General features: G+C 37.7%; 26 protein-coding genes. 21 read left to right on the forward strand and 5 right to left on the reverse strand.

Annotation, left to right across the window (positions count from 1 at the left end; translation table 11 throughout):
* Positions 1–60 precede the first annotated feature (60 nt).
* From A2U94_RS04435 to A2U94_RS04450, 4 genes are all read left to right on the forward strand, one after another.
* Positions 61–1,203 carry a cysteine desulfurase family protein gene (locus A2U94_RS04435; RefSeq protein ID WP_062686747.1) on the forward strand — a complete coding sequence of 381 codons (1,143 nt, stop codon included), beginning with the start codon at positions 61–63 and terminating at the stop codon, positions 1,201–1,203.
* A gap of 6 nt (positions 1,204–1,209) precedes the next feature.
* Positions 1,210–2,421 (forward strand): tRNA uracil 4-sulfurtransferase ThiI, encoded by a 1,212-nt coding sequence (gene thiI / locus A2U94_RS04440; RefSeq protein WP_025909463.1) that lies wholly within the window; start codon positions 1,210–1,212, stop codon positions 2,419–2,421.
* A 95-nt stretch (positions 2,422–2,516) separates the two neighbouring features.
* Positions 2,517–2,711, forward strand: coding sequence for an alpha/beta-type small acid-soluble spore protein (locus A2U94_RS04445; RefSeq protein WP_025909462.1), 195 nt, complete (start codon positions 2,517–2,519; stop codon positions 2,709–2,711).
* A gap of 135 nt (positions 2,712–2,846) precedes the next feature.
* Complete coding sequence (locus A2U94_RS04450; protein ID WP_025909461.1) at positions 2,847–4,442, forward strand: amidohydrolase; 1,596 nt, start codon at positions 2,847–2,849, stop codon at positions 4,440–4,442.
* 333 nt (positions 4,443–4,775) lie between these two features.
* Here A2U94_RS04450 and A2U94_RS04455 read toward each other — a convergent pair whose 3' ends face one another.
* Entirely contained in the window at positions 4,776–5,576 is an 801-nt protein-coding gene (locus A2U94_RS04455; RefSeq protein WP_025908919.1) for an NAD kinase, read from the reverse strand.
* A gap of 158 nt (positions 5,577–5,734) precedes the next feature.
* On the opposite strand from A2U94_RS04455, the gene sppA reads away from it, so the two are divergent.
* From sppA to A2U94_RS04495, 8 genes are all read left to right on the forward strand, one after another.
* Positions 5,735–6,748 carry a signal peptide peptidase SppA gene (gene sppA, locus A2U94_RS04460; RefSeq protein WP_025908920.1) on the forward strand — a complete coding sequence of 338 codons (1,014 nt, stop codon included), beginning with the start codon at positions 5,735–5,737 and terminating at the stop codon, positions 6,746–6,748.
* Positions 6,749–6,761: 13 nt separating this feature from the next.
* On the forward strand, positions 6,762–7,265 hold the full coding sequence (locus A2U94_RS04465) for an RDD family protein (RefSeq protein WP_025908921.1): 504 nt from the start codon (positions 6,762–6,764) through the stop codon (positions 7,263–7,265).
* 88 nt (positions 7,266–7,353) lie between these two features.
* Positions 7,354–8,043, forward strand: a complete 690-nt coding sequence (locus A2U94_RS04470; RefSeq protein ID WP_226372997.1) for a DUF2953 domain-containing protein — start codon at positions 7,354–7,356, stop codon at positions 8,041–8,043.
* A 13-nt stretch (positions 8,044–8,056) separates the two neighbouring features.
* On the forward strand, positions 8,057–8,515 hold the full coding sequence (gene ytfJ / locus A2U94_RS04475) for a GerW family sporulation protein (RefSeq protein WP_062687306.1): 459 nt from the start codon (positions 8,057–8,059) through the stop codon (positions 8,513–8,515).
* A 132-nt stretch (positions 8,516–8,647) separates the two neighbouring features.
* Entirely contained in the window at positions 8,648–9,148 is a 501-nt protein-coding gene (tpx, locus tag A2U94_RS04480) for a thiol peroxidase (RefSeq protein WP_061785770.1), read from the forward strand.
* Positions 9,149–9,309: 161 nt separating this feature from the next.
* A complete protein-coding gene (locus A2U94_RS04485) occupies positions 9,310–10,299 on the forward strand; it encodes a class I SAM-dependent methyltransferase (RefSeq protein ID WP_082636417.1) in 990 nt (329 codons plus the stop codon).
* Between the two features lie 200 nt (positions 10,300–10,499).
* Entirely contained in the window at positions 10,500–11,690 is a 1,191-nt protein-coding gene (locus tag A2U94_RS04490) for an acetate kinase (protein WP_062687308.1), read from the forward strand.
* Positions 11,691–11,810: 120 nt separating this feature from the next.
* Complete coding sequence (locus tag A2U94_RS04495) at positions 11,811–12,659, forward strand: EcsC family protein (protein WP_025908927.1); 849 nt, start codon at positions 11,811–11,813, stop codon at positions 12,657–12,659.
* A gap of 267 nt (positions 12,660–12,926) precedes the next feature.
* Here A2U94_RS04495 and A2U94_RS04500 read toward each other — a convergent pair whose 3' ends face one another.
* Positions 12,927–13,241 (reverse strand): hypothetical protein, encoded by a 315-nt coding sequence (locus tag A2U94_RS04500; protein ID WP_025908928.1) that lies wholly within the window; start codon positions 13,239–13,241, stop codon positions 12,927–12,929.
* 314 nt (positions 13,242–13,555) lie between these two features.
* Here A2U94_RS04500 and A2U94_RS04505 point away from each other — a divergent pair, with 314 nt between their 5' ends.
* From A2U94_RS04505 to A2U94_RS04530, 7 genes are all read left to right on the forward strand, one after another.
* Positions 13,556–14,764: an argininosuccinate synthase gene (locus A2U94_RS04505; protein WP_025908929.1), complete on the forward strand. Its 1,209-nt coding sequence runs from the start codon at positions 13,556–13,558 to the stop codon at positions 14,762–14,764.
* Entirely contained in the window at positions 14,761–16,149 is a 1,389-nt protein-coding gene (argH, locus tag A2U94_RS04510; protein WP_025908930.1) for an argininosuccinate lyase, read from the forward strand. Before A2U94_RS04505 ends, argH begins: the two co-directional genes overlap by 4 nt.
* Positions 16,150–16,302: 153 nt before the next feature.
* Complete coding sequence (locus tag A2U94_RS21440; protein WP_169799852.1) at positions 16,303–16,473, forward strand: hypothetical protein; 171 nt, start codon at positions 16,303–16,305, stop codon at positions 16,471–16,473.
* A gap of 117 nt (positions 16,474–16,590) precedes the next feature.
* Positions 16,591–17,712, forward strand: coding sequence for an alanine dehydrogenase (gene ald, locus A2U94_RS04515; RefSeq protein ID WP_025908931.1), 1,122 nt, complete (start codon positions 16,591–16,593; stop codon positions 17,710–17,712).
* 97 nt (positions 17,713–17,809) lie between these two features.
* A complete protein-coding gene (locus tag A2U94_RS04520) occupies positions 17,810–18,490 on the forward strand; it encodes a metal-dependent hydrolase (protein WP_025908932.1) in 681 nt (226 codons plus the stop codon).
* Positions 18,491–18,580: 90 nt separating this feature from the next.
* On the forward strand, positions 18,581–18,820 hold the full coding sequence (locus A2U94_RS04525; protein ID WP_025908933.1) for a hypothetical protein: 240 nt from the start codon (positions 18,581–18,583) through the stop codon (positions 18,818–18,820).
* Positions 18,821–18,908: 88 nt separating this feature from the next.
* Positions 18,909–20,225, forward strand: coding sequence for a CBS domain-containing protein (locus tag A2U94_RS04530; protein ID WP_025908934.1), 1,317 nt, complete (start codon positions 18,909–18,911; stop codon positions 20,223–20,225).
* Between the two features lie 320 nt (positions 20,226–20,545).
* Here the strand turns inward: A2U94_RS04530 and A2U94_RS04535 are convergent, their stop codons facing one another.
* On the reverse strand, positions 20,546–20,845 hold the full coding sequence (locus tag A2U94_RS04535; protein WP_025907280.1) for a YtpI family protein: 300 nt from the start codon (positions 20,843–20,845) through the stop codon (positions 20,546–20,548).
* A 259-nt stretch (positions 20,846–21,104) separates the two neighbouring features.
* On the opposite strand from A2U94_RS04535, the gene A2U94_RS04540 reads away from it, so the two are divergent.
* Positions 21,105–22,037 carry a DHH family phosphoesterase gene (locus A2U94_RS04540; protein WP_025907278.1) on the forward strand — a complete coding sequence of 311 codons (933 nt, stop codon included), beginning with the start codon at positions 21,105–21,107 and terminating at the stop codon, positions 22,035–22,037.
* Positions 22,038–22,075: 38 nt separating this feature from the next.
* On the opposite strand, the gene ytrI is transcribed toward A2U94_RS04540, so the two are convergent.
* Positions 22,076–22,594: a sporulation membrane protein YtrI gene (ytrI, locus tag A2U94_RS04545; protein WP_025907276.1), complete on the reverse strand. Its 519-nt coding sequence runs from the start codon at positions 22,592–22,594 to the stop codon at positions 22,076–22,078.
* Positions 22,591–22,926 carry a sporulation membrane protein YtrH gene (gene ytrH, locus A2U94_RS04550; RefSeq protein ID WP_025907274.1) on the reverse strand — a complete coding sequence of 112 codons (336 nt, stop codon included), beginning with the start codon at positions 22,924–22,926 and terminating at the stop codon, positions 22,591–22,593. Before ytrH ends, ytrI begins: the two co-directional genes overlap by 4 nt.
* A 142-nt stretch (positions 22,927–23,068) precedes the next feature.
* Here ytrH and dnaE point away from each other — a divergent pair, with 142 nt between their 5' ends.
* The gene (gene dnaE, locus A2U94_RS04555; RefSeq protein ID WP_025907272.1) at positions 23,069–26,419 is read left to right on the forward strand and encodes a DNA polymerase III subunit alpha; all 3,351 of its coding nucleotides are present in this window, start codon (positions 23,069–23,071) and stop codon (positions 26,417–26,419) included.
* Positions 26,420–26,452 lie beyond the last annotated feature (33 nt).

Raw genomic sequence — 26,452 nt, forward strand, 5'->3', positions numbered from 1 at the left:
ATAATGAAGGTATGCTAAGATAAAAAGTTGTTTCTAAATATTCTTAAAGGGGCGTGCACATTGATTTACTTAGATAATAGTGCTACTACTAAGCCTTACGATGAAGTTATTCAATCTTTTACAAAGGTTGCTACGACATATTATGGAAATCCTTCTTCACTCCATCAGTTTGGTGTACAAGCTGAAAATCTTATGACAAAGTCAAGAGAGCAAGTAGGGCAATTACTACATGTATCACCTAAAGAAATTATTTTTACATCTGGAGGTACGGAAGGAAATAACATGGCGATAAAAGGTACAGCCATGAAATATAGAAATAGAGGCCGCCATATTATCACAACGGCTATTGAACATGACTCCGTTCATGAACCTTTTAAACAATTACAAGAGCTTGGTTTTGATGTAACATATTTACCTGTTTCTAGAGAAGGGTTTGTGGATCCTCATGATCTTAAAGATGCAATTACAGCTGAAACTATTTTAGTTTCAATCATGCATGTTAATAATGAAATTGGAACAATTCAACCTATTGAGGAAATTGGAAAAATACTGAAGGAGTATCCAACCGTTTTATATCACGTAGATCACGTTCAAGGGATTGGAAAAGTCCCTCTTTCATTGCGAGGTGCTCATATTGATTTATGCACAATATCAGGTCATAAAATTCATGGTTTAAAAGGAACAGGTATTTTGTATATAAGCCAAGGGGTTGAGCTTTCACCATTAATTAGTGGAGGGGCTCAAGAGTTTCAGAAACGCTCTGGAACTGAAAATGTGCCGGGAGTTGTCTCGTTCGCAAAAGCAATGCGTTTAACCATGGAACATGCGTCGAAAAATAGTAATAAAATGAAAAAGATGCAGAGTGAACTGAAGTCCCAATTGGAAAAGCATGAGCGCATTATCATGAACACTCCAGCTGAAGGAGCCGCTCCTCACATCTTAAATTTTACAGTAAAAGGAATCAAAGGTGAAGTGTTCGTTCATGCTCTAGAGGAAAAGGGTGTTTTTGTATCTACGACATCAGCGTGTTCTTCTAAGCGTCAAAAGCCTAGTAAAACATTATTAGGAATGGGGAAAAGTTACGAAGAAGCTGATCAGTCAATTCGTATTAGCCTGTCTCATTTTAATGATTTTAATGAAATAACGCCAACAGTTAATGCAATCTTCACAGTAATTGAAGAACTAAAAAAAGTAATGGGGTAAAAATAAATGATTTATAACCATATATTAATTCGCTACGGAGAAATCTCAACTAAAGGACAAAACCGAAAGAAATTTGTTGCTCAGCTACGCCAAAATATTGCTCATGCCTTAGCTCAATTTTCTAACGTGGATATTAAATATACAAGAGATCGTATGTACATTCATTTAAATGGAGAAAATCATGAGCCGATTGTAGAACTTCTTCAAGAAGTTTTTGGTATTCAGAGCTTTAGCTTAGCTTTAAAAGTAGAAAATGAACTAGAAGCCATTCAAGAAGCTGCGTTAAAAGCGATGCAAGAGTTTGATGTAGAGAATAGAACATTCAAAGTATCAACACGTCGTGCGTATAAAGAATTTCCACTTGATACCAGTGAGCTTAACTATGCAGTTGGTAGTCACATTTTGCGAAATACAACAAATTTGAAAGTAGATGTGCGTAATCCTGATGTAAATGTCAGGGTAGAAGTTCGTCGTGAAGCAACGTACATTACGTGTTTTGACTATCAAGGAGCTGGAGGGCTTCCAGTAGGTACAAGCGGACGCGCAATGCTTATGCTATCAGGTGGAATTGATAGCCCTGTTGCAGGTTACCTAGCGATGAAAAGAGGTCTGGAGATTGAAGCAGTTCATTTCTATAGCCCACCGTTTACAAGCGAACGCTCTAAGCAAAAAGTAATTGATCTTGCTCAAAAGCTTACGAAATATCATGCCAATATTAAACTTCATATCGTGCCGTTTACAGCTGTTCAGCAAGCTATTCAAAAACAGATTCCAGAAAACTATACGATGACATCTACAAGAAGAATGATGCTTCGTATTACGGATTTATTGCGTGCTCAGAGAGAATCTTTAGCGATTGTAACAGGAGATAGTTTGGGACAGGTTGCTAGCCAAACGGTTGAAAGTATGTATGCAATTAATGAAGTGACAAACACGCCAATCTTACGACCACTTGTCACAATGGACAAAACGGATATTATTAAAATTGCTCAGCGAATTGATACGCATGAGATTTCGAATCGTCCTTATGAAGACTGTTGTACAATTTTTACGCCAAGCGCACCAAAAACAAAGCCGAAACGTGAAAAAGTAAATCGATACGAAGAATTTTATGATTTTGATACGCTTATAAAAGAAGCAGTTCAAAATACAGAAACCCTTGAAATAAAGGCGTTGGAGCCACAAAATCTACTTGGAAATGACGACGATTTATTTTAAAAAATAAAAAGATAAAAATTACCAAAAAAAAAACGTATGGAGCCATGTGTTTTGACACACTCTATATTCAACAAGCAACGAGGAGGTGAAAACACATGCCAAACACAAGCAAATTAGTAGCTCCTGGTTCAGCAGCTGCTATCGACCAAATGAAATACGAAATCGCTTCTGAATTCGGTGTAAACCTTGGACCAGAAGCAACATCTCGCGCTAACGGTTCTGTTGGTGGCGAAATCACTAAACGTTTAGTTCAAATGGCTGAACAACAACTTGGTGGTAGCTACAAATAAGTCATATTAACTGAATAATGATGGCTAAAGAAGAGTGAGGGAAACCTCACTCTTTTCGTTTTGGTGATTTTCTTTCACCATTTGTGGCAAAGCTTTATACTAAATGTAAAGTACGTTTGGGAAAGGGAGAGAGAGATGGGAACATTGTTTTACGGTGGAAAAATTTATACAATGGCTCAAGAAGGAGAATGGGTAGAGAGTGTTTTTGTAGAAAATGGGATGATTGAAGACCTTGGTTTCGAACGTGACGTCAGAAATGCACAACAAAAAAATACTCAAAACGAAGTAAACTTAGATGGCAGCGTCATGTATCCCGGTTTTGTTGATAGTCATTTACATTTAATTGGACACGGAGAAAAACTGCTTCGTTTAGACTTATCCCAAGCATCTTCTGCCAGTGAGGTATTGAAATTAGTTCAGGAAAAGGTTAAGCAAACGCCACCAGGGGAATGGATTATTGGAGAAGGATGGGATGAGAATCAGTGGGATGATCGAGAACTGCTTCATTATCGAGATTTAGATTCTCTTACGGACCAACATCCAATTGTTCTTAAACGTGTTTGTAGACATGGGTTGCTTGCTAATGGCAAAGCGTTAACGATAGCAAAAATCTCTAAAGGCACTGAATCACCAGAGGGAGGCGCCATTCAAGTTGATGAGCTGGGAATGCCAACGGGCTTTTTAGCAGATCAAGCACAGGAACTGGTAACCAAGCATATTCCAGTTGTATCAGAAGCTTATTTAGAAAAAGCTTTGCAGGTTTCAATTAAAGATTGTGTTCAATACGGACTAACGGGCGTACATACGGAAGATTTAAATTATTATGGTGGTTTTACACGAACATACCAAGCGTTTAAAAAAGTAATAGAGGATCAAAGAAATTTATTTCGCTGTAACTTACTTGTTCATCATGGGGTTGTAGAATCAATGGACGAATATGTGAAACAGCAGTCTACCCACTCTGCATTTTTAGAATTTGGTGCGATGAAAATTTTTGCTGATGGTTCATTAGGTAGTCAATCTGCCCTGCTTAGCTTTCCATATAAAAGTGATCCATCAACAAACGGGCTAGCTATTCAGAGCCTACCAGAGCTTAAACAGCTTGTTCGAAAGGCGAGAGAGCTTAGCAGACCTGTAGCTATTCATGCTATCGGTGATTTAGCTTTTGAATACGTATTAGATAGCATTGAGCAATATCCACCTAGTGAAAAGGTTCGAGATCGTATTATTCATGCACAAATCTTAAGGAAAGATTTGATTGAAAGAACGAAGCGTTTACCTGTTGTATTAGACATTCAACCGCGCTTTTTAGCAAGTGACTTTCCGTGGGTAATTGATAGGATAGGTGAGGAAAACTTAAAATATTGCTATGCATGGAAGACTCTATTAGATAACAGCATTATGTGTGCGGGAGGCTCGGATGCACCTATAGAGCCAATTAACCCACTGCTAGGAATACACGCAGCCGTAACGCGCAAAGTAGGGGTAGGCGACTTACCTGAATATATGCCAAAAGAAAAGTTAACGATGTTTCAAGCCATTCAGCTATTTACATTAGGAAGTGCCCAAGCAACTAGCCAAGAACATATAAAAGGAAAGATTAAAAAAGGATACATTGGCGACTTTACGGTGTTTAAAAAGGACTTATTTGAGATAAACGTGGATGAGCTACTTGAAGTGCAAGTACATTTCACCATTATAAATGGTGAGATTGTTTATCAGTGTTCATAAAGAAAGAGTTTGGGACATAACAAAATGATTGCTTCTAAGAGACGAACACTAGCTGTTCCAATCTTTTTGGTTTGTCTGAACACGTTCGTTCCATTGCGCTACGGCCACTCGCTTTCCGCGGGGAGGAACCTGAGCTTCCTCGCTGCGCTGCGGGATCTCCGTTTTCCCTCTCTTTCCCGCAGGAGTCGAGTGTCCTACGCTCCATTCCACCCTGTTTCCAACATTGTTTTCACAATCAACAAAAAACCTGAACGATTAAAAGTGAGAAACTCTCAATCGTTCAGGTTTATCATTGGCTGAATTACTTATGTCCCAGCCTCTTTAAAATAGTACTTATAAGAATGTACGCTGTACGCGTTGCCAAAATGAATTATCTTTTAATTTTACAGTTTTAACTTGGCGATCACTTAGACGAACTTGGATTTGATCTACGTGTTTTGTACTGATTGCTTCGTTATCTAAGCCGATAACAGGGTAATGGCTGTTATCGTTTGAGAGCTTTAGGGTTAACGTGTGCTCATTGCTTAAAATAAAAGAAGATCCAAGCGTACGATAATTGTTATTGTTTAAAGATGCAAGTTCGCTGATTTGTATACACGGTAAAAGTGGATCAACGACGGCACCGTTAACTGATTTATTATAAGCTGTACTTCCTGTTGGTGTCGAAATAACCATACCATCGCCACGGAATGTCTCAAAATGATTCTCGTTAATAAATACGTCCATTGTAAACGTTTTTATTAATGCGGATCGCACAAGACATTCATTTAGTGAATGGAATGTCGTCTCTTGATCAATGGTTGTTTCTAATACGGGAAAGCGCCTTACCTCAATATTTTCGGAAGTGATAGCGTCAATCATTTTTTCTTTTTCATTAATATGGAAATCACAGTAGAAGTTTAGCTGCTCGGATGTTGCTACCCCTGCATACAAGCAGTCATCTCTAAAACCTGTTTGACGGACAGCCTGTAAAAAAGCACCGTCATCTCCAATGCTTACAATAATATTTGCCTCTTTCGATTGCTCTACTACCGTAAAATCATACTTAACCGCTAACTCTTGTAAAGGTTTTACTGCGGCATTTGTTTCTTTATTTCTAGGATGAAAGAAATAAACATTACGACGATTTGACATATGTAGTTCCCCCTTGTTTCCCCGTCTTTGATGTAAAAAAATAGTATAAAAGTAAACTTTATTACAAAAGTTTGTTACAATAATTATATCACTATTAAAACACAAATTGAAAGATTATTCTTTCAATTTGTAATCAGGATTAATTTAGGAGGGTTTTCATGAATACGAAAAGGTGGGTAGCACTCGCCATCGCAGTTGGTGTATTTATTATTTCAATACTAGTAAACACAGTTTCAACTTTTATTTTTGCTAGTGATGAGGAAACGGGCGTTGCTGGGTTCTTTGGCGGAAGTGCTAGCGAGCTAACTGAAATGGTTATTGAAGAGGGTGCGTCTCTTAATAAGATTGCTGTTTTAGAAGTAAACGGAACGATTCAAGATACAGGAGATAGTACATCATTATTTTCGCAAGGTGGCTATAATCACGAGCTGTTTTTAGAACAACTTGATGCAGCTAAAGATGATGACATGGTCAAAGGAATTATCATAAAGGTTAATTCACCAGGGGGTGGAGTAGTAGAAAGCGCTCAAATACATAAAAAAATGGAAGAGATTCAAGCTGATACGAAAAAACCTATCTATATTTCAATGGGCTCAATGGCTGCATCTGGTGGATATTACATCTCGACATCAGCTGATAAAATTTATGCAACTCCAGATACGTTAACAGGTTCACTCGGTGTTATTATGCAAAGCGTAAACTACGGAGAACTCGCTGAGCGTCTTGGAGTAAAAGACGTGACAATAAAAAGTGGTGAGCATAAGGATATTATGTCACCTACGAGAGATATGACTGAAGAAGAGCGTCAAATTATGCAAAAGCTTATTGATAACTCATACAGTGGCTTTGTTGATGTCATCTCGAAAGGGCGCAACTTATCTGAAAGTAAGGTGCGTGAAATTGCTGATGGGCGAATCTATGATGGTCGCCAAGCAAAAGAGTTAAAATTAGTTGATGAGCTAGGGTTCTTTGAAGACAGCTTAGTAGATATGAAAAAGCAGTATAAGCTAAAAGATGCTCAGGTTATTGAATACGAATCAGGCTTTGGCTTCCCTTCATGGCTATCCATGAGCATGAACAAGATGATGGGAAGTGACCAGCAGCTATCTTCTGTTTTGAAATCATTAGCTGAGCCAAATTCTCCTCGTATGATGTATCTATATCAAGAATAGAGGTGGATGAATAATGGAAAATAACTCATATGATAAAGAAGTAGCGGGTGTTGAACATTCATCACCTTTAGAAGATAGAGTAGTAAACCCTTCTGTAGTTGAAAATCGATATGCTGGGTTTTGGATGCGTTTTTGGGCATACCTCCTTGATATCATTGTAGTGGGAAGTATAAATGGTATTATTGTAAAACCAATTTTTAAAGCATTTGATTTTGCTCAAGTTGATCAATTATTTTCACCGTTTTGGTTCATTACAGCACTGACGTTTTATGGCTATTTCATTTTAATGACCAAGTTCTTTGGTCAAACATTAGGAAAGATGGTTTTTGGCTTAAAGGTAGTCTCATTAAATGGAACGCCGCTTAGCTGGTCAGTCGTTTTGTTCCGAGAAGGAATTGGACGTTATATTTCAAAAACGGTTCTATTTATCGGTTATATCATCGTTGCCTTTTTACCTAAAAAGCAAGGTGCACATGACTATTTTGCAGAAACTGCAGTAGTGCATGAAATAAAATAATATAGAAGGCCTCTACTCGTTGAGTGGAGGCCTTTCTTGTTAGGTTTAACTTCATGATATATGGGACATAATAGAAGGGGAAAAAGGAGTGAAGAAAGTGATATGGGTGTCATGGATTATCGCAATACTACTTGTCCTTGTGTTTATAGTGATAGTTACGAAGATTACGGTATATATTGACTTACGACATGCCAAGGATAACGATTATTATCGCGTGACGTTTATGGCGTGGTTTAAGCTCATTCGCTATACATATGAAATACCAGTGGTAAAGGTTCAAAAAGACTCCAATACCCTGCTTGTCGAAGAAAAAAGCGGAGCGGGAGAAAATACAAATAAAGATAAATGGAAAGACTACTCCATGGAAGACGTTCTCAATCTTCTGGAAGATGTAAAGCAATTTTTAGAACATGTTGTTGGCCTTCATACCATTATTCGGAAGTTTTTAAGTCATATAGCAGTGAGAAATTTAAAATGGCATACACGAGTAGGTCTAGGTGACGCTGCTCTCAGCGCTATTTTAGTGGGTGTTGTATGGTCTGCAAAAAGTGGTTTTGTTCATCTGCTTGATCAATACATGAGGCTAAAAGATCCTCCTAGGATGACGGTAGTGCCAGCCTTTCAAAAGATGTGGTCTGAAACCATCTTTCAATGCATAATTTCATTCCGATTAGGACAAGCTATATTAGTAGGTTTACGTTTAGTTAAGCACTGGCGCAAGATACCTCGCTTTTATAAGCCTGAAAGCGAAAGCAAAGCGCATTCTGTTAAAACATAAGGAGGTTACTTGAATGGGAGAACATCCAATTAAGAGTCTAATGTCTACAGCAATGGAAAATTTAAAAGAAATGATTGACGTCAATACAATCATCGGAGACCCAGTAGAAACACCGGATGGAAGTGTTATTTTAACGGTATCAAAGGTAGGGTTTGGTTTTGCAGCAGGAGGAAGTGAATTTAATGGAGAAGGACACAAGTCATCTTCACAACAAGGTGGTCAATCAGCTGATTCGAGTCATCCCTTTGGTGGAGGAAGTGGTGGAGGAGTATCGATTACGCCAATTGCTTTCTTGATTGTTAGCTCAGCTGGAATTAAAATGCTTCATTTAAATGAAAGCACGCACTTATACGAGAAGATCCTAGACACTGCACCTCAAGCAATCGAACGCATGCAGCATATGTTTAAAAAAAATCGTCATGACCAAGAAAATCATGATCGCAATGATAGTAATGATTCATTTAATCTATAAGCTACAAGCTCTCGTTACATGATTATAAAAACGAGGGCTTTTTTTATATGGGGAAAACGCATTTAATTGCAATCTTTTTACATAGGCGCTAATATGAAGGATGTACATATTTATTTAGGGGAGGAATCATTCGTGACAACAGTTAAGTTTAAAGGTAACGATGTAACACTACTAGGGAATCAAGTAAAGGTAGGAGACAAAGCGCCTAATTTTACGGTTCTTGCAAACGATTTGTCAGAAGTAACGTTAGATGACACAAAAGGTTCAGTGCGTCTAATTAGTGTAGTTCCTTCTATTGATACAGGTGTTTGTGATGCACAAACACGCCGCTTCAATGAAGAAGCATCAAAGCTAGACAATGTGAAAGTATTAACAGTAAGCGTTGATTTGCCGTTTGCACAAAAGCGCTGGTGCGGTTCAAATGGTATTGAAAACGTACAAACTGTATCTGATCACCGCGATTTATCTTTTGGTGAAGCATTTGGCGTAGCTATCAAAGAACTACGTTTATTAGCTCGTTCTGTATTTGTGGTAAACTCAAACGACGAAGTAACATACGTTGAGTATCTACCAGAAGTTACGGATCATCCAAACTATGAAGCAGCAATCGAAGCAGCAAAAGCAGCTAAGTAATTGCACATGTTTTAGACAAAGAAGGCGGAAAACATTGTTTTTCGCCTTCTTTGTGTGGCATGAACTATTTGTGATAAAATAAAATTCTTTGTTAGAGTTCTATATAAAGCGTTGTAATGAAAAATAGATTAATAAATGGAAATGTTCAAGGAGGAATAGATGTGAGCGAGTTATCAAAAATGGAGCAGCTGTTTAAGGTTATTGACCAGAGTGCAGTCATTTTACGAAAAGAGCTAAACTGCTTATATTTAGAAGCAGTTGCTGAAACAGGTGAAAATTTATTTCAAGAAGACATCTTACAAGATGAATTAGATGAAGTAACGAAAAAAAGGTTACAAAAAGAATATAGTTCTGTAAAACTGAATCAATTTGAGCAAGAGACAATTCGAAAAGCATATCAATTAGCAGTTTTAAAAGGAATGAAAGAAGCGATTCAGCCAAATCATCAAATGACACCTGATGCGGTAGGGTTATTTATGGGTTATGTCGTTGGTAAGTTTATGGAAGGGAATCAGAGCTATACGATACTAGATCCAGCAGTAGGAGCAGGGAATTTAATTACGACGATTTTAAATATGCATTCACATTCAATTGAACAAGTGTATGGCGTTGATATTGACGACTTATTGCTTCAGTTAACCTATGTAAATGCAAACCTTCAAAAGCACGGTGTAGAGTTATTTCATCAAGATAGTTTACAGCCGCTATTTATTGATCCTGTTGACCTTGTGATTTGTGATTTACCGGTAGGCTATTATCCAAATGATGAAGGTGCTGCCCAATATAAAGTAAAGTCAGAAGAAGGGCATACGTATGCTCATCATTTATTTATTGAAAAAAGCTTAAACCACGTTAAACCAGGTGGATATGTAGTCACGCTGATTCCAAACAATCTATTTGATTCTGAGCAATCTCATCTTCTACAGGCGTTGCTAAAAGAAGAAGCGATTGTACAAGCAATCATTCAGCTTCCGTTATCGATGTTTAAGCAGGAAGAAGCAGCAAAAAGCATTCTGGTTTTACAGAAAAAGGGTGAGGGGGTAACTCCACCAGAGAACGCACTTCTTGTAAATTTACCAAAGTTTAGTAACAAGCAAGGCATGAACAATATTATGAGTCAAATGAATGAATGGTTTAAATTGAATAAATAATTTATCTTTTTAGAAAATAATGATTTTTTTATGATGGCGCTTTTAATCGTGCATAGCCCTTGAAATCTATAGTGGTGAATGATTAAATGAATAAGGATAGAATTTGTGTCGAAATGCATAGAATATTGTAGAGAATATCGTTTTGTACTTTTTCGTCAAGTTCATAATGCACGTATATAAAAAGGAGCTGTTTTTAGTATATGTTAAAAATTATTGCAATTAATGCTGGTAGCTCATCTTTAAAGTTCCAGCTGTTTGAAATGCCAAGCGAAGCAGTTTTAACAAAAGGTTTAGTAGAGCGTATCGGTTTAGACGATGCCGTTTTCACTATTTCAGTAAATGGTGAAAAACAAACAGAAGTAAGAGAAATTCCAGACCACTCTGTAGCAGTTCAAATCTTAGTAGACAAGCTATTGTCTCAAGGTATTATTGAGTCATACGATGAGATTACAGGCGTTGGACACCGCGTTGTTCACGGTGGAGAGAAGTTTGCTGATTCTGTGTTAATTACGGATAAAACACTAGCTGAAATTGAAGCATTATCAGATTTAGCACCTCTTCATAACCCAGCTAACGTTGTTGGTATTAAAGCATTCCAAGCAATCTTACCAAACATTCCGGCAGTTGCAGTGTTCGATACGGCATTCCATCAAACAATGCCTGAAAAATCATTCTTATACAGCTTACCGTATGAATACTATGAAGACTATGGTGTTCGTAAATACGGTTTCCACGGTACATCACATAAATATGTATCAGAGCGTGCAGCTGAACTATTAGGTCGTCCAGTTGAACAACTACGTTTAATTTCTTGTCATTTAGGTAACGGTGCAAGTATCGCAGCAATCGAAGGTGGAAAATCAATTGATACATCAATGGGCTTCACGCCGTTAGCTGGTGTAGCAATGGGAACTCGTTCTGGTAACATTGACCCTGCGTTAATTCCATTCATCATGGAGAAAACAGGAAAAACTGCAGACGAAGTGCTAAATGTGTTGAATAAAGAAAGTGGTTTACTTGGTATATCAGGTATCTCAAGTGACTTACGTGACTTAATTAAAGCAAGTGGCGAAGGAAACGACCGCGCAGAAACAGCTCTTGAAGTGTTTGCTGGTCGTATTCATAAGTACATTGGCTCTTATGCAGCTCGTATGTCTGGTGTAGATGCAATTATCTTCACTGCAGGTATCGGTGAGAACAGTGATGTTGTACGTGCTCGTGTACTTCGTGGCTTAGAATTTATGGGCGTATATTGGGACCCAGCATTAAACGGTGTTCAAGGAGAAGAAGCGTTTATTAGCTATCCTCACTCTCCAGTAAAGGTTCTTGTCATTCCGACAAATGAAGAAGTAATGATTGCTCGCGACGTAGTTCGCTTAGCAAATATTTAATAGCATGTAAAAAGCTAGCGTCTTTCGCTAGCTTTTTTTGTTTTATGAAAATAGGTGTCTTTTTAAACATTTGTTATAATGGAAACAAATTCTATTACTTATCTTTGAAGGAGTGAAAGCATGAGTCTAACCAATCGAGAAGAGCAGTTGCTACACGAAATTCGGGAGTGGGAACAAACATTGGATGAATATGATCAAAGTCAGATTGAGATTACATATGATGAATGGTTACATAAAGCAGTTGGCCTTGTACCTGAGCATATTTTACAAGAGTATTTAGCGAAAACAGATGATTTTATGTTTCATTTTACATCCTTTATTCAAAATACGGATATTCAGATACAAGCTGAAAAACAGATTATTAATACAGCACGCGTATTTCAACCAGATATTACAGGTATACCAGAACTTCAATCACTACAAATTGATCAACTATCTTACATTTGTGATCAACAGCTAGCAAAACAGAGGCTTTATGCATTGGGACAAGGCGCTTTATCTGGTACGGGGAAAGCTCTACTAGTAGGTACAGATATTCCAGCTTTGTTATTTATTAATTTACAATCGATTCAAAAAGCAGCCATGAGCTACGGTTATAATATCCATACACCGTTTGAACTTATGATGACGTTAAAAGTATTTCATACGGCTTTGCTGCCACCTGAATTGCAAAAGACAGGGTGGCTTGAATTGACAGAGGAAATCGAACATGGTGTCGACCCTTATTTTTATGAAGGTAGAGATCAGGTGGTAACTGAGTCGCTTGTTTATAAAGCTATTGTTCAGATTGTTAAAAGCTTTCTTATAGTCATCTTAAAGCGTAAGGCATACGGTCGTATTCCTTTGCTTGGTATGGCAATTGGTGGAGGAATGAACTATACATTTACAAAGCAAGTAACAGATTATGCGAAGCGATTTTATCAATATCGTCTTTTAATAGAAAAGGTAAATAACGAGGCTGGGATATAACTACATGATTCCTTCTCAAAGACGAATCATGACATGACGTTTCGAAACAAGTGAGGTTGGAAAAACACGTTCGTTCCATTGTCGCACTTTCCGCGGGGAGGAATCTGAGCCTCCTCGCTGCGCTGTGGGGTCTCAGCCTTTCCTCTAGTTCCCGCAGGAGTCGCGTGTCTTACGCCCCATTCCACTCTTTTTTTAAACTTATTTTCCGCACCAACAAAAAACCCGAACGGTTGAGAGTTAACTGAAACACTTATGTCTCGACCTTATTTACAAATGAGTTTTGGCAGATATATCTTGGTCCGTACGATACCAAATCCACAAATCATTAATAATAGAGGCTAATTCAGCAATTTCCTCATTTAATTGGCAAGACTTCTGAAAATTATCTTCTTCTTCTAAAGCAGCCTGCTTGTTATTAATTTTCCTTTCAATTTCTGCAATTCGATCAGGAATCAAACCTCTAATTTCTTCCCACTGAATTAAAATTTCTTCTTGTAGTGCGGGAGTATATTCATTCCATGAATGTGCTAGTACAGGAATAGAAATACCCAGCCTTTTATTATATAAAAACATATTTTGCATAAATAAACGCCTCACTTGCATATGAAATCTTTGCATTAATACTCTCTTTGTTTTGTGAATAAGAACTTATGCTGTTTATGATAAAGGAAATAATAAGAAAAATCATGTGTTTTATCACTTTATATATGCAGTTTTATTTTATGATAAGAGTATATTTATCGTATAAAACAAGGTTTTTGGAAAAGTATTTGTGAATTTATATACTTTTTTTTGAATAAGTATTGAAAAAACCAAATAAAGTTGTTAAAGTAATAGTAGATTAAATGAATAAAAATTTATTGAGATGTATTTATATATATTAGGAGGAAATGTTGATGAGTAATCCGAAAATTGTTCTTGCATATTCAGGTGGTTTAGATACTTCAGTTGCTATTAAATGGTTACAGGAAAAAGGTTATGATGTTGTTGCTTGTTGTTTAGATGTAGGTGAAGGAAAAGATTTAAACTTTATTAAAGAAAAAGCTATTACAGTTGGAGCGGTAGCATCACACGTGATTGATGCCAAAGAAGAGTATGCAAATATTTATGCATTAGCTGCTCTGCAAGCTCACACATTATATGAAGGCAAATATCCATTAGTATCTGCGTTATCAAGACCGCTAATTGCAAAGAAGCTTGTTGAAGTCGCAGAGAAAGAAAATGCAGTAGCTGTGGCTCATGGTTGTACAGGAAAAGGAAATGACCAAGTTCGTTTTGAAGTTTCAATCAAAGCTTTAAACCCAGATCTAGAAGTTGTTGCACCGGTACGTGATTGGAAATGGTCTCGTGAAGAAGAAATTGAATATGCGAAGCAGCATAATATTCCAATTCCAGTTAACTTAGACAGCCCGTTTTCAATTGATCAAAATTTATGGGGAAGAAGTAACGAGTGTGGTGTTCTAGAAGATCCTTGGGCTGCTCCGCCGGAAGAAGCTTACGACTTAACTGTTGCATTAGAAGATACGCCGGATACTCCTGAAACGGTTGAAATTGAATTTGTTCAAGGTGTACCTGTTTCATTAAATGGCCAATCTTATACGTTAGCTCAGCTTATTCTTGAACTGAACGATATTGCTGGAAAGCACGGAGTTGGACGTATCGACCACGTAGAAAATCGTTTAGTTGGAATTAAGTCACGTGAAGTATATGAGTGTCCAGCTGCGATGACTCTTATCAAAGCGCATAAGGAATTAGAAGATCTAACACTTGTAAAAGAAGTGGCACATTTCAAACCAATTATTGAGAAAAAGTTAACGGAAGTTATTTATGAAGGACTTTGGTTCTCACCTTTAACAAATTCACTGTTAGCTTTCTTAAAGGATACGCAACAATATGTAAACGGAACGGTACGTGTAAAGCTGTTTAAAGGTCATGCGATTGTTGAAGGCCGTAAGTCTCCAAACTCTCTATATAACGAAAAACTTGCTACGTACACAAAAGAAGATGAATTTGACCATAACGCAGCAGTAGGATTTATCTCTTTATGGGGACTTCCAACAAAAGTTAGCAGCATGGTGAATACTAAGAAGGTGACGACAGTATGACCAAATTATGGGGAGGACGTTTTACGAAACGTCCTGAACAATGGATTGATGAATTTGGGGCATCCATTTCATTCGACCAACATTTAGTAGAAGAAGATATTGAAGGTAGCTTAGCTCATGTATCTATGCTAGAAAAATGCAAAATTCTTTCTAGTGAAGAAGCGAATCAAATTAAAGCAGGGTTACAAACCCTGCTTCAAAAAGCAAAAAATAAAGAGCTTATGTTTTCTGCTCAGTACGAAGATATTCATTTGAATCTAGAAAAGCTCTTAATCGATGAAATTGGTCCTGTAGGTGGAAAACTGCATACAGGCAGAAGCCGTAATGACCAAGTTGCAACTGATATGCACTTATATTTAAAGAAGCATGTGCAGCAAATCATCCAACTGACAAAGCATTTACAGCATGTGTTAGTTGAAAAAGCTGATCAGCATGTTGAAACAATCTTTCCTGGCTACACGCATCTACAAAGAGCGCAGCCTGTATCGTTTGCTCATCACTTACTAGCGTATGTATCAATGTTTAAGCGTGATACTGAGCGATTTGAAGAATCGTTAAAACGCATTGATATCTCTCCCCTAGGAGCAGGAGCACTTGCTGGTACAACGTTCCCAATTGATCGTTACTATAGCGCTGAGCTGTTGGGCTTTGCCGATATTTATCAAAATAGTATGGATGCAGTAAGTGATCGCGACTTTATTTTAGAATTTTTGAGCAATAGCTCAATTTTGATGATGCACTTATCTCGTTTCTGCGAAGAGTTAATTTTATGGTCGAGTCAAGAATTCCAGTTTATTGAAATGGATGACACATATGCTACAGGAAGCAGTATTATGCCACAAAAGAAAAACCCTGATATGGCTGAGCTAATCCGTGGAAAAACAGGAAGAGTCTATGGACATCTCTTTAGCTTGTTAACAGTGTTGAAAGGTACGCCTCTAACATACAACAAAGATTTACAAGAAGACAAAGAGGGTATGTTTGATACAGTTACAACGATTGAGGGTTGCTTGACAATCTTTGCTGGAATGATTGAAACAATGACTGTTAAAACAGACGTCATGGAATCATCAACTAAAAAAGACTTTTCAAATGCAACGGAATTAGCAGACTACCTTGCTTCAAAAGGGATGCCGTTCCGTCAGGCTCATGAAGTTGTAGGTAAGCTTGTTCTAGAGTGCATTCAGCAAGGTATGTATCTAATGGATTTACCGTTAGAAAATTACCAAGCGGCAAGCGATTTATTTGAAGAGGATATCTATCACGTACTTGATCCAAAAACTGCGGTTAATCGTCGTAATAGTGCGGGTGGTACAGGTTTCGATCAGGTAAGACAAGCAATCTTAAAAGTTAAAGAGGATTTGAAGCAAGAAGTTAATGCATAAAAAATGCGCACTCACTGAAGTGCGCATTTTTTATGCTTATTTTTTGTGAAAGTGTACAGAGTCATAATCACGGTTACATCGTGCATAACTCCAACAAGTTAGAAGAAAAATAGAGGGGAATAAAACAACACGTTATATAAGGAGAGATTAACAATGAAAGAAAAAAAGAACCCTCAGCACGTTTATGAATACGATCATGAAGGAGAACAACAAACGTTTCAACAACTAATGGACTCTTACTCAAGTGGTGTAGTAGGAGATGGCTACATGGCTTCAACATTTGAAAATGTTGAAGCTAAAAGTGATAACGAACTATATGAATAAAAAGATGGATAGACTATAAATAAGGCAAAAACTCCCCACTTTATAAGCATAAGGTGGGGAGCTTATTTTACATATCATTCATATGATAAATAAACAATAAATTAAGGAGTGACAATCGTGAAAATAGGTGTTCCAAAAGAAATTAAGAATAATGAAAATCGCGTTGCTATTACACCAGCTGGCGTAACGGCATTTACAAACGCTGGTCACGAAGTATGGGTTGAAAAAAGTGCTGGTGAGGGATCTGGCTTTACGGATGAACAGTATGTAGAAGCTGGAGCGACCATTGTTGAAACAGCTCACGATGCGTGGAGTGCAGAGATGGTCATGAAAGTAAAAGAACCATTACAAGAAGAGTACGATTACTTTCGTGAAGGATTAATTTTATTTACGTACTTGCACCTTGCTGCTGAAGAAGCATTAACAAAAGCATTGATTGAAAAGAAAGTAGTAGGCATTGCGTATGAAACTGTGCAGCTACCGAATCGTACGCTTCCACTTTTGACACCAATGAGCGAAGTAGCTGGAAGGATGTCCTCGCAGATTGGGGCACAATTTCTAGAAAAAACAAAGGGTGGTAAGGGAGTTTTACTAAGTGGTGTGCCCGGTGTTCAACGAGGAAAAGTAACGATTATTGGCGGTGGAGTTGCGGGAACAAACGCTGCGAAAATTGCTGTTGGCCTAGGGGCAAATGTAACAATTATTGATTTAAATGCAGAGCGACTTCGACAATTAGACGACTTATTTGGCAAAGAAATTACAACATTAATGTCAAATCACTATAACATTGCAGAATCTGTGAAGGACTCAGACCTAGTAATTGGAGCAGTATTAATTCCAGGTGCCAAAGCTCCAAAATTAGTTACCACTTCCATGATTAAAACAATGTCTCCAGGTTCAGTTGTCGTAGACATTGCGATTGACCAAGGTGGAATCTTTGAAACAACAGACCGCATTACAACACATGATAATCCAACGTATGAAAAGCACGGTGTTTTGCACTATGCGGTAGCTAATATGCCTGGAGCTGTTCCTCGTACGTCAACCATGGCTTTAACGAACGTGACTGTTCCTTATGCGCTTCAAATTGCAACCCTAGGGTACAAGAAAGCGTGTTTGAAAAATCCACCGTTACTTCAAGGGATTAATACATTAAACGGCTTTGTGACATATGCAGCAGTAGCGGATGCACATGGATTAACGTACTCTGATGCTACAACATTGTTAGAGCAAGCATAACGGCTTTATAATAAAGAGAACGTACCCTTTTTGTTTAAATTAGTATAGAAAGGGTACGAACTAGTTAATTAGTGATAATGATAAAGGAGAGGTTATTGTGCATATTTCTTATCACGGACACTCTGTTGTGAAAATTGAAACGCAAGGGAAGACAATTTTAATTGATCCGTTTATTACAGGAAATGGAAAAACTGATTTAAATGCAGAGGATGTACAAGCAGACTATATCTTACTAACGCACGGTCATAACGATCACGTAGGAGATACAGTAGCCATTGCAAAACGAACAAATGCGCAGGTTATTGCTATTGCTGAGCTCGCTACATATTTAGGATGGAAAGGTTTAAATGTTCATCCCATGAGCATTGGAGGAGCTTATACGTTTGATTTTGGTAAAGTTAAACTCACACAAGCTTTTCATGGATCAAGCTATACGGAAGAAGAAAGCAAGCAAATTGTTTACACGGGCATGCCAGCAGGGTTGCTGCTAACAATTGAAGGAAAAACCATTTATCATGCGGGTGATACGGCGCTTTATTCTGACATGAAATTGTTAAGCGATTACCATCCAGATGTAGCATTTTTGCCGATTGGAGATAACTTTACAATGGGTCCTGAAGATGCGGCAATTGCAGCTTCATGGATAAATGCCAAATTAGTTGTTCCAATCCATTACGATACGTTCCCTGTTATTAAACAAGATCCTCATGAGTTCGTCCAATCCTTAAAAGGAATTGAAGGGAAAGTCTTACAGCCTGGAGAAGGTTTGGATTTGTAATAGAAATAGCAAGACGATGCAAATTTAGCGCGCATCGTCTTTTTTTGTGTGTACAAGCATACTATGTAAATAAAAAAGGGGGAATGTAGTGTGTTAAAGCGAAATAAAGCAATTTTATATTTGTTGTTGTGTGGTCTTATGCTTTATTATGCAAAGCCTTATATTGTCATAAGCACAGAGAGCCTTCAAGGGATTTTTAGCCTTACGTGGTTAGGGTTAGCACTTCTAGTTGTAGGTGGCAATGTGTCATCACTTTTATATGCGAAAAAAGAAGAACAAAAAAAGCTTTTGCAACAAAAGCTTCGTAAGCCAATTCGTCAAAGAGGATGAGATTGAATCCAGCTCTTCCCACCTTTATAATAAAAAGAAAAGAGTAAAGCACCGAGTACGTCCGGCGCTTTAGAAGGGTGAAGTACATTTGGCGACAAAACATGAACAGATTTTACACTATATTGACTCGTTACCAATTGGTGAAAAAATATCAGTTAGGCAGATTGCAAAAGAACTGACGGTAAGCGAAGGTACTGCTTATCGAGCTATTAAAGATGCAGAAAATAAAGGATACGTTTCTACAATAGAGCGTGTTGGGACCATTCGAATCGAGCGAAAGAAAAAAGAAAATATTGAAAAGCTTACTTTTGCCGAAGTTGTAAACATTGTAGATGGACAAGTGCTGGGTGGAAGAGAAGGGTTATATAAAACGCTTAATAAATTTGTTATTGGTGCAATGAAGCTAGATGCCATGATGAGATACACAGAAGCAGGAAACCTTTTAATTGTTGGAAACCGAGTAAATGCACATGAATTGGCTTTAGAAGCAGGAGCAGCTGTTTTAATTACAGGAGGATTTGATACGGAAGATTGGGTGAAGAAGCTCGCAGATGACTTAAAACTTCCTATCATTTCTACAAGTTATGATACATTTACCGTTGCAACCATGATTAACCGTGCCATTTACGATCAATTGATCAAAAAGGAAATTGTACTGGTGGAAGATATCTTAACGCCTGCTGAAGAAGCTGTTAGCCTAAAGCTTAATGATACAATTGCTACGTGGCATAACCTTAACACAAAAACGCATCATAGCCGTTTTCCTGTAGTGGATGATCAGATGAAAGTCCACGGAATGGTGACTTCTAAAGATGTAATTGGTTATGATGCCCAAACCTCGATCGAGAAGGTAATGACGAAAAATCCAATGACGGTCCATGGTAAAACGTCGGTGGCATCTTCTGCTCATATGATGGTTTGGGAAGGTATTGAAGTTCTTCCCGTTGTTGATGACTCTCACCATTTAGAAGGAATTATCAGTCGACAGGATGTCTTAAAAGCACTTCAGATGATTCAAAGGCAACCTCAGGTTGGCGAAACAATTGACGATATTGTGACCAATCAATTCATCGATGTAAAAGATACAAAAGCTGAACCTTTTTATCGCTGTGAAGTAACGCCGCAAATGACAAACTATATGGGAACTATTTCGTACGGCGTATTTACGACAATTGTAACGGAAGCAGCAAACCGAGCGCTTCGTTCATTCAAAAAAGGTGACTTAGTTATTGAGAATATTACGATCTATTTCATTAAACCTGTACAAATTGACAGCATTGTTGAAATTCGACCGAAAGTATTGGAGTTGGGTCGAAAGTTTGGAAAGGTAGATGTTGAAGTATATAATGAGGGCGTCGTTGTTGGTAAAGCAATGCTAATGGCGCAGCTTTTAGAACGTGTATAAAGAGGCTGGGACATAAGTAATTCAGCCAATGATAAACCTGAACGATTGAGAGTTTCTCACTTTTAATCGTTCAGGTTTTTTGGTTGATTGTGAAAACAATGTTGGAAACAGGGTGGAATGGAGCGTAGGACACTCGACTCCTGCGGGAAAGAGAGGGAAAACTGAGATCCCGCAACGCAGCGAGGAAGCTCAGGTTCCTCCCCGCGGAAAGCGAGTGGCCGTAGCGCAATGGAACGAACGAGTTGAGACAAACCAAAAAGATTGGAACAGCTATTGTTCGTCTCTTAGAAGCAATCATTTTGTTATGTCCCAAACTCTTTTTATAAAGACGTTTGAGCTTCTTTCGTAGCAAGAGGAAGGTAATATCTGTATGCGCGAATACCTGTAATAATACTTCCGAGACCAAATAAAGCAAAGATGATACCGATAATGAGGGATGTTGTAGTTGCATAAATAAACCATTGATTAATTCCAAAGAAAAGTACAAAAGCTCCAAGTGAAATACTGGATTTTGCAGAGATCCATTTGCGTTCAATAGGACGTTTGGAGCGGACATATTTGACTTTTAAATAGAAATAAAAGACAAATGAAATGACGATTAAAATGGCGAGAATAGGCATTAATTCATTCAGCTCCTTTTGAAAATAATTATTTATTGGTTGTAAGATATCTAAACAATTTCACCTTCATAGTACTGAATGCGTTTTCTTTAAGCTGTATGTAACAGACTACTTATTCCTATTCTATCGATAGATGCCAGAAAATTCTAGTATTAATTAATTCTGCTTTTAAACTTCTAGCTATCTATGATTTAATAGAACTAGCTATTAGGTTTGGTACATAAATAGTTTGCTAATTTACCGATAGGAGTGCTGCTAGATGAAAACACAAATTTTAAATGCAATTAAAGGTTTCGATACAATTATTATTCACCGTCATGTAAGGCCAGATCCTGACGCGTATGGTTCTCAATGTGGGTTAGCGGAGCTGTTAAAAACATCTTTTCCTGAAAAGAAGATTTATGTAACAGGAAAAGAAGCAGAATCTCTTAAGTTTTTATATCGAATGGATGATGTTGCTGATGAAGTGTATGAAGATGCACTTGTTATTGTATGTGATACAGCCAATCAGGAACGAGTCTGTGATCAGCGATATGCAAAAGGGAAAATGCTAATTAAAATTGATCATCATCCGAATGAAGACCAGTACGGAGATTTACTATGGGTGGATACAGAAGCGTGTTCAACAAGCGAAATGATCTATGAATTTTTCCTTCATGGTAAAGAAGACGGGCTTACATTAAATGACCGCGGTGCTGAGTTAATTTTCAGCGGAATTGTGGGAGATACAGGTCGCTTTTTATTTCCAAGCACAAAGCCTAAGACGTTCCGCTACGCAAGCGACTTAATTCAATATGATTTTGAATTTAAGGATGTTTATGATGAGATGTATAAAACGAAAGCAAACGTGGCGCATTTACATGGGTATGTGCTTCAAAATTTCTCTCTATCAGACTCAGGGGTTGGGTATATGAAAATACCAAAAGAAATTCTTGAGAAATACAGCGTAACGCCAGCAGATGCATCGCAGTTAGTTAGTTCATTAGGGCATATTGAAGGCATGAAGGTATGGGTATTCTTTGTGGAAGAAGAAGATCAAATTCGAGTAAGATTAAGATCAAAAGGTCCGGTTATCAACACGATTGCCCGTAAGTATAAAGGAGGAGGTCATCCACTTGCAGCTGGTGCTTCCATTTATTCTTGGGATGAGGTTGAGCCACTGCTTCAAGATTTAGAAGCGCTATTTCAGTAAATGTTAAAACAGGCGTACATTCTCCTAGTACGCCTGTTTTACATGACTTTCTCTACTTTCTTTATCCGAATTTCAATTGATAAGGTGGTGTAGAAATAAACTTGGTGCACTTCGACTTCGTAAATCATTTTATCGAATTCATATTTTTTATTTTCAATCGCTTTTTTTAATACGTTTCGTGCGTCATACGCACTCTCAATGTCTTGAGCAATTAAATGTAGTGCTTCTTCTTCAACGCTAGCTTGAAGGTGGTAAGAAGTGAGGGAACCTAATTTATATTGCTTCGTATTTGTTAAGTTTACTTTCACCTCTTGAATCAAAATGTTTTTTTTCATCTTTTTATTTAATTCTCGTACATCTTCTTGCCAAATTAAACTGTTTTTTTCTGCTCTTTCTAGCTTCTGTTCCAGCTGCACTAATGACTTTGTTTGTTCATGCTGTAGTTCACCATAAATAATTAAAAAAACGCCCCAGCTAATAATGGCACCGATAACTAATCCAGCGAAAAAGCGTTCTAAGTCTGACCGCTTATATAGACGCTTGTTTGGGACCCTCATAAACCTAAGCTCTCTTGTGTCAACCATTTAATAATTAGTGCCCCTGTTTGAGCCCCACCCATTGCTGAGAGTATTAGCAAGATTTGTTTTACGACATCTTTAGTAGCACCTTCAAACAAGCCACGTTCAAAACTATAGAATGTATCAAACGTGCCTCCAATAGCTCCTACAATCGCCCAAATTTTTAAGCTGTTACTTAATGTATACATGATGTGAAATGGAGATTTACCAATTAAAAACCCTGCAAACGAACCAATTAAAGCACCGCCAAGAATAATACCTAATGAAGTGAAGTAGCTCCAAATAAACAATGACATAAAGGGCTCTTTCATCTTCTCCCTCCTTTTGCACATTTTCTATCTTTTCTGCTGTAATTCATATATATGGACAAACAAAACAAGTTATGTAATTTGTATGGAAGAACAACAAAATTTATAATGGACATAAATACATAAAAAGAAGGTGGGAAGACTCGTGCCTTTTGTTCATCTACAACTAAAAAGTGCATATAGCATTTTAAATAGCACGATTCGAATTAAGCAGCTGGTCGAACGTGCAAAAGCATTGGATTATAAAGCTGTTGCTCTGACGGATGAAAATGTGATGTACGGAGCTATCCCTTTTTATAAAGAGTGCAAAAAAGCTGGCATTAAGCCAATCATCGGTTTGACTTTATATGTGCTAAAGCAAGAAGATGAAGCGTTTTCTTATCCGCTTGTTTTACTCGCTCAGAATGAGAAGGGATATGAAAATTTAGTAAAGTTGAGCAGCCTTGTTCAAACAAAAGAAAAGAACGGCGTGAAAAAAAAGTGGTTACCGCATTATAAAGAAGGCGTAATCGCTTTTACGCCTGGGCTATCTGGAGAAATTGAATCGCTTATTTTGGATAATAAGCTGGATGAAGCAAAACAAACTATTGCATTTTTTAAACATGTATATGGAGAAGAAAATTTTTATTTGTCTCTTCAGCGACACGGAGATCACGAGCAAGTTTTGAATGAGGAACTTTGTAAATTAGCAGAAGAATTGAATGTGAAGTTACTGGCTTCCAATGACGTAAAATACCTGGTTCAAGAAGATTATGAAGCCTATGAATGCCTAAAGGCTATAGGTGAAGGTGATATGCTTCAAGATATGATAGAGGAAGATAGGAACAGCAAAGAATATTATTTTAAATCACAGTCTCAAATGGAAAGCCTCTATACAGACGTTCTTTCCACTTTATACGAAACAAATCGTATAGCTGACCGGTGCAACCTTGAGCTCTCACTCGGTAAAATGATGATTCCATCCTATCCAATCCCCAACAGTCAGGATACGGCGGATAGCTATTTACAAAAACTGTGCGAAGAAGGCTTGAAAAAGCGTTTAAGTACAGTCACCCCTGAATATGCAGCACGATTAGACTATGAACTTAGTGTCATTCAACAGATGAAGTTTAGCAACTACTTTCTAATTGTATGGGATTTTATGCAGTATGCGCACAAAAATGGAATTATTACAGGGCCGGGGCGTGGTTCAGCAGCAGGTTCTTTAGTTGCTTATGTTTTAGAAATTACCAATGTTGATCCAATTAAGCATGACTTGTTGTTCGAACGGTTCCTAAACCCTGAACGCATTTCAATGCCTGATATTGATATTGATTTTCCAGATAATAAACGTGACCAAGTCATTCAATATGTAGCTGGAAAATACGGTCAGATTCATGTTGCTCAAATTATTACTTTCGGCACTCTAGCGACTAAGGCGGCCATTCGCGATGTGGGAAAAGTTATAGGAATGGATAAGGAAGATCTTTCTGTTGTTTCTAAATTACTACCATCTAAACCTGGGGTCACGTTACAACAAGCAGTTGCACAGTCTAAGCCTTTACGTGAGTATATTCAAGCTATGCCTATTAGACAAAAACTTTTGCAATTAGCAATGCAAGTAGAAGGGCTTCCAAGACATACGTCAACTCACGCTGCAGGCGTTGTTATTAGTGGCGAGCCGCTTACATCGTATACGCCTATTCAAGAGGGTCAGCATAATGTGTACCTCACTCAGTACCCAATGGAAGCACTGCAGGATATAGGCTTACTTAAAATGGATTTTCTAGGTCTCCGTAATTTAACGTTAATTGATTATATTCTTGCAAAAGTGGAGCGAGATACAGGAGAAAGGCAAAAGCTACCAGATATTCCTATGCAAGATGCTAAGACGTTTCAGCTTTTAGCAAGTGGTGATACAACTGGAATATTTCAGTTAGAATCAGACGGCATGCGCAAAGTATTAAAAGAGTTACAACCAACAGAACTAGAAGATATAGTGGCGGTCAATGCTTTGTATCGTCCTGGACCGATGGAGCATATTCCAACCTATATTAAAAGAAAGCATGGTTTAGAAAAAGTTACGTATGTTCATGATGTTCTAAAACCAATTTTACAAACCACGTATGGAGTCATTGTTTATCAAGAGCAAATTATGCAAATCGCTTCGAAAATGGCCGGATTTTCATTAGGGGAAGCTGACCTTTTAAGGCGAGCGGTCAGTAAAAAAGAGAGTGCGACGCTCCAAAAAGAGCGAAAGCATTTTATCGAAGGTAGTAAACGACAGGGATATGGTGAAGAAGTCTCAGAACAAGTCTACGACTTAATTGTTAAGTTTGCTAACTACGGATTTAACAGGAGCCATGCCGTTGCATATAGCTTTATTACTTACTATTTAGCCTATTTAAAAGCACATTATCCCCTTCAGTTCTTTGCGGTTTTATTAACCAGTGCGATTGGAAATCAATCAAAAAGTGAGCAATACATTCAAGAAATGAGGAAAAGAAAGATTGCTCTTTTGCCTCCATCTATCAATCAAAGTGCGTATGCTTTCAATGTAGAAAAGCAACAGATTCGTTTTAGTTTAGGAGCAATTAAATATGTTGGCGGAACAGTGGTTCAAGAAATTCTCAATGAGAGAAAGAATAAGCCGTTTGAAGACCTATTTGATTTTTGTATGCGCGTATCGACAAAAATTGTTAATAAAAAAATCCTTGAAACGCTGATTAATGCCGGTTGTTTCGATGAGTTTGGTGAAAATCGTGCCACGCTTATTGAAACGATAGACGTAGCTTTCGAACATGCCCAGCTGGTTGATCCACAAGATGATTTTGGCATGGGTTTTTCGCTAAAGCCAAAGTACATAATAGTAGACGAATTCAGCGAGCAAGAAATTTTGGAACGTGAAAAAGAAGCAGTAGGCTTTTATTTATCTAATCATCCGGCTTCTCAATATGAAAGGTTAATGGAAGCTCATTTTACAATCCCTCTTTGCGATATTGCGAAGTGTAAAAATGGAGCACAAGTTTCAATTATTGGACTTATCTCAAATGAGCGCATCATTCGTACCAAACAAGGTGAGCAAATGGCCTTCCTTGCAATTAGTGATGAAACAGACGATGCCGATGCAGTAGTGTTTCCACGAAGCTACGAGAAATACAAGCAGTTGTTAAACGTTGGAGAAGTCGTATTGATTAAAGGTAAAGTCGATATTCGAACCAATAAGCGACAAATTGTTGCACAAGAAATTTATTTAGCGAAGGAAGCTGAAGAAGAGCTGCCGAAGCAAGAAGTATATTTACGTGTAAAGCCATCAGCCCAAAGTGATGAAGTCATTCGTGATATTTATAAAAAAATTCATAGCGCTAAAGGAAATGTACCAGTTCTGGTGTACTATGAGTCAGAGAAGCGATTATTACGCTTAACGTCCGACTACTTTATCTCACTAGAGGGGGATGTTATTACACAATTTAAAGCGTTACTTGGAGATGAAAATGTGGCTGTAAAAACGCTATAGTCTTTACAGATTGTAGATGATGTTATATTGTAA

This window comes from Bacillus sp. VT 712 (assembly GCF_001614195.1).
Lineage (GTDB): Bacteria > Bacillota > Bacilli > Bacillales > Bacillaceae_H > Priestia > Priestia flexa.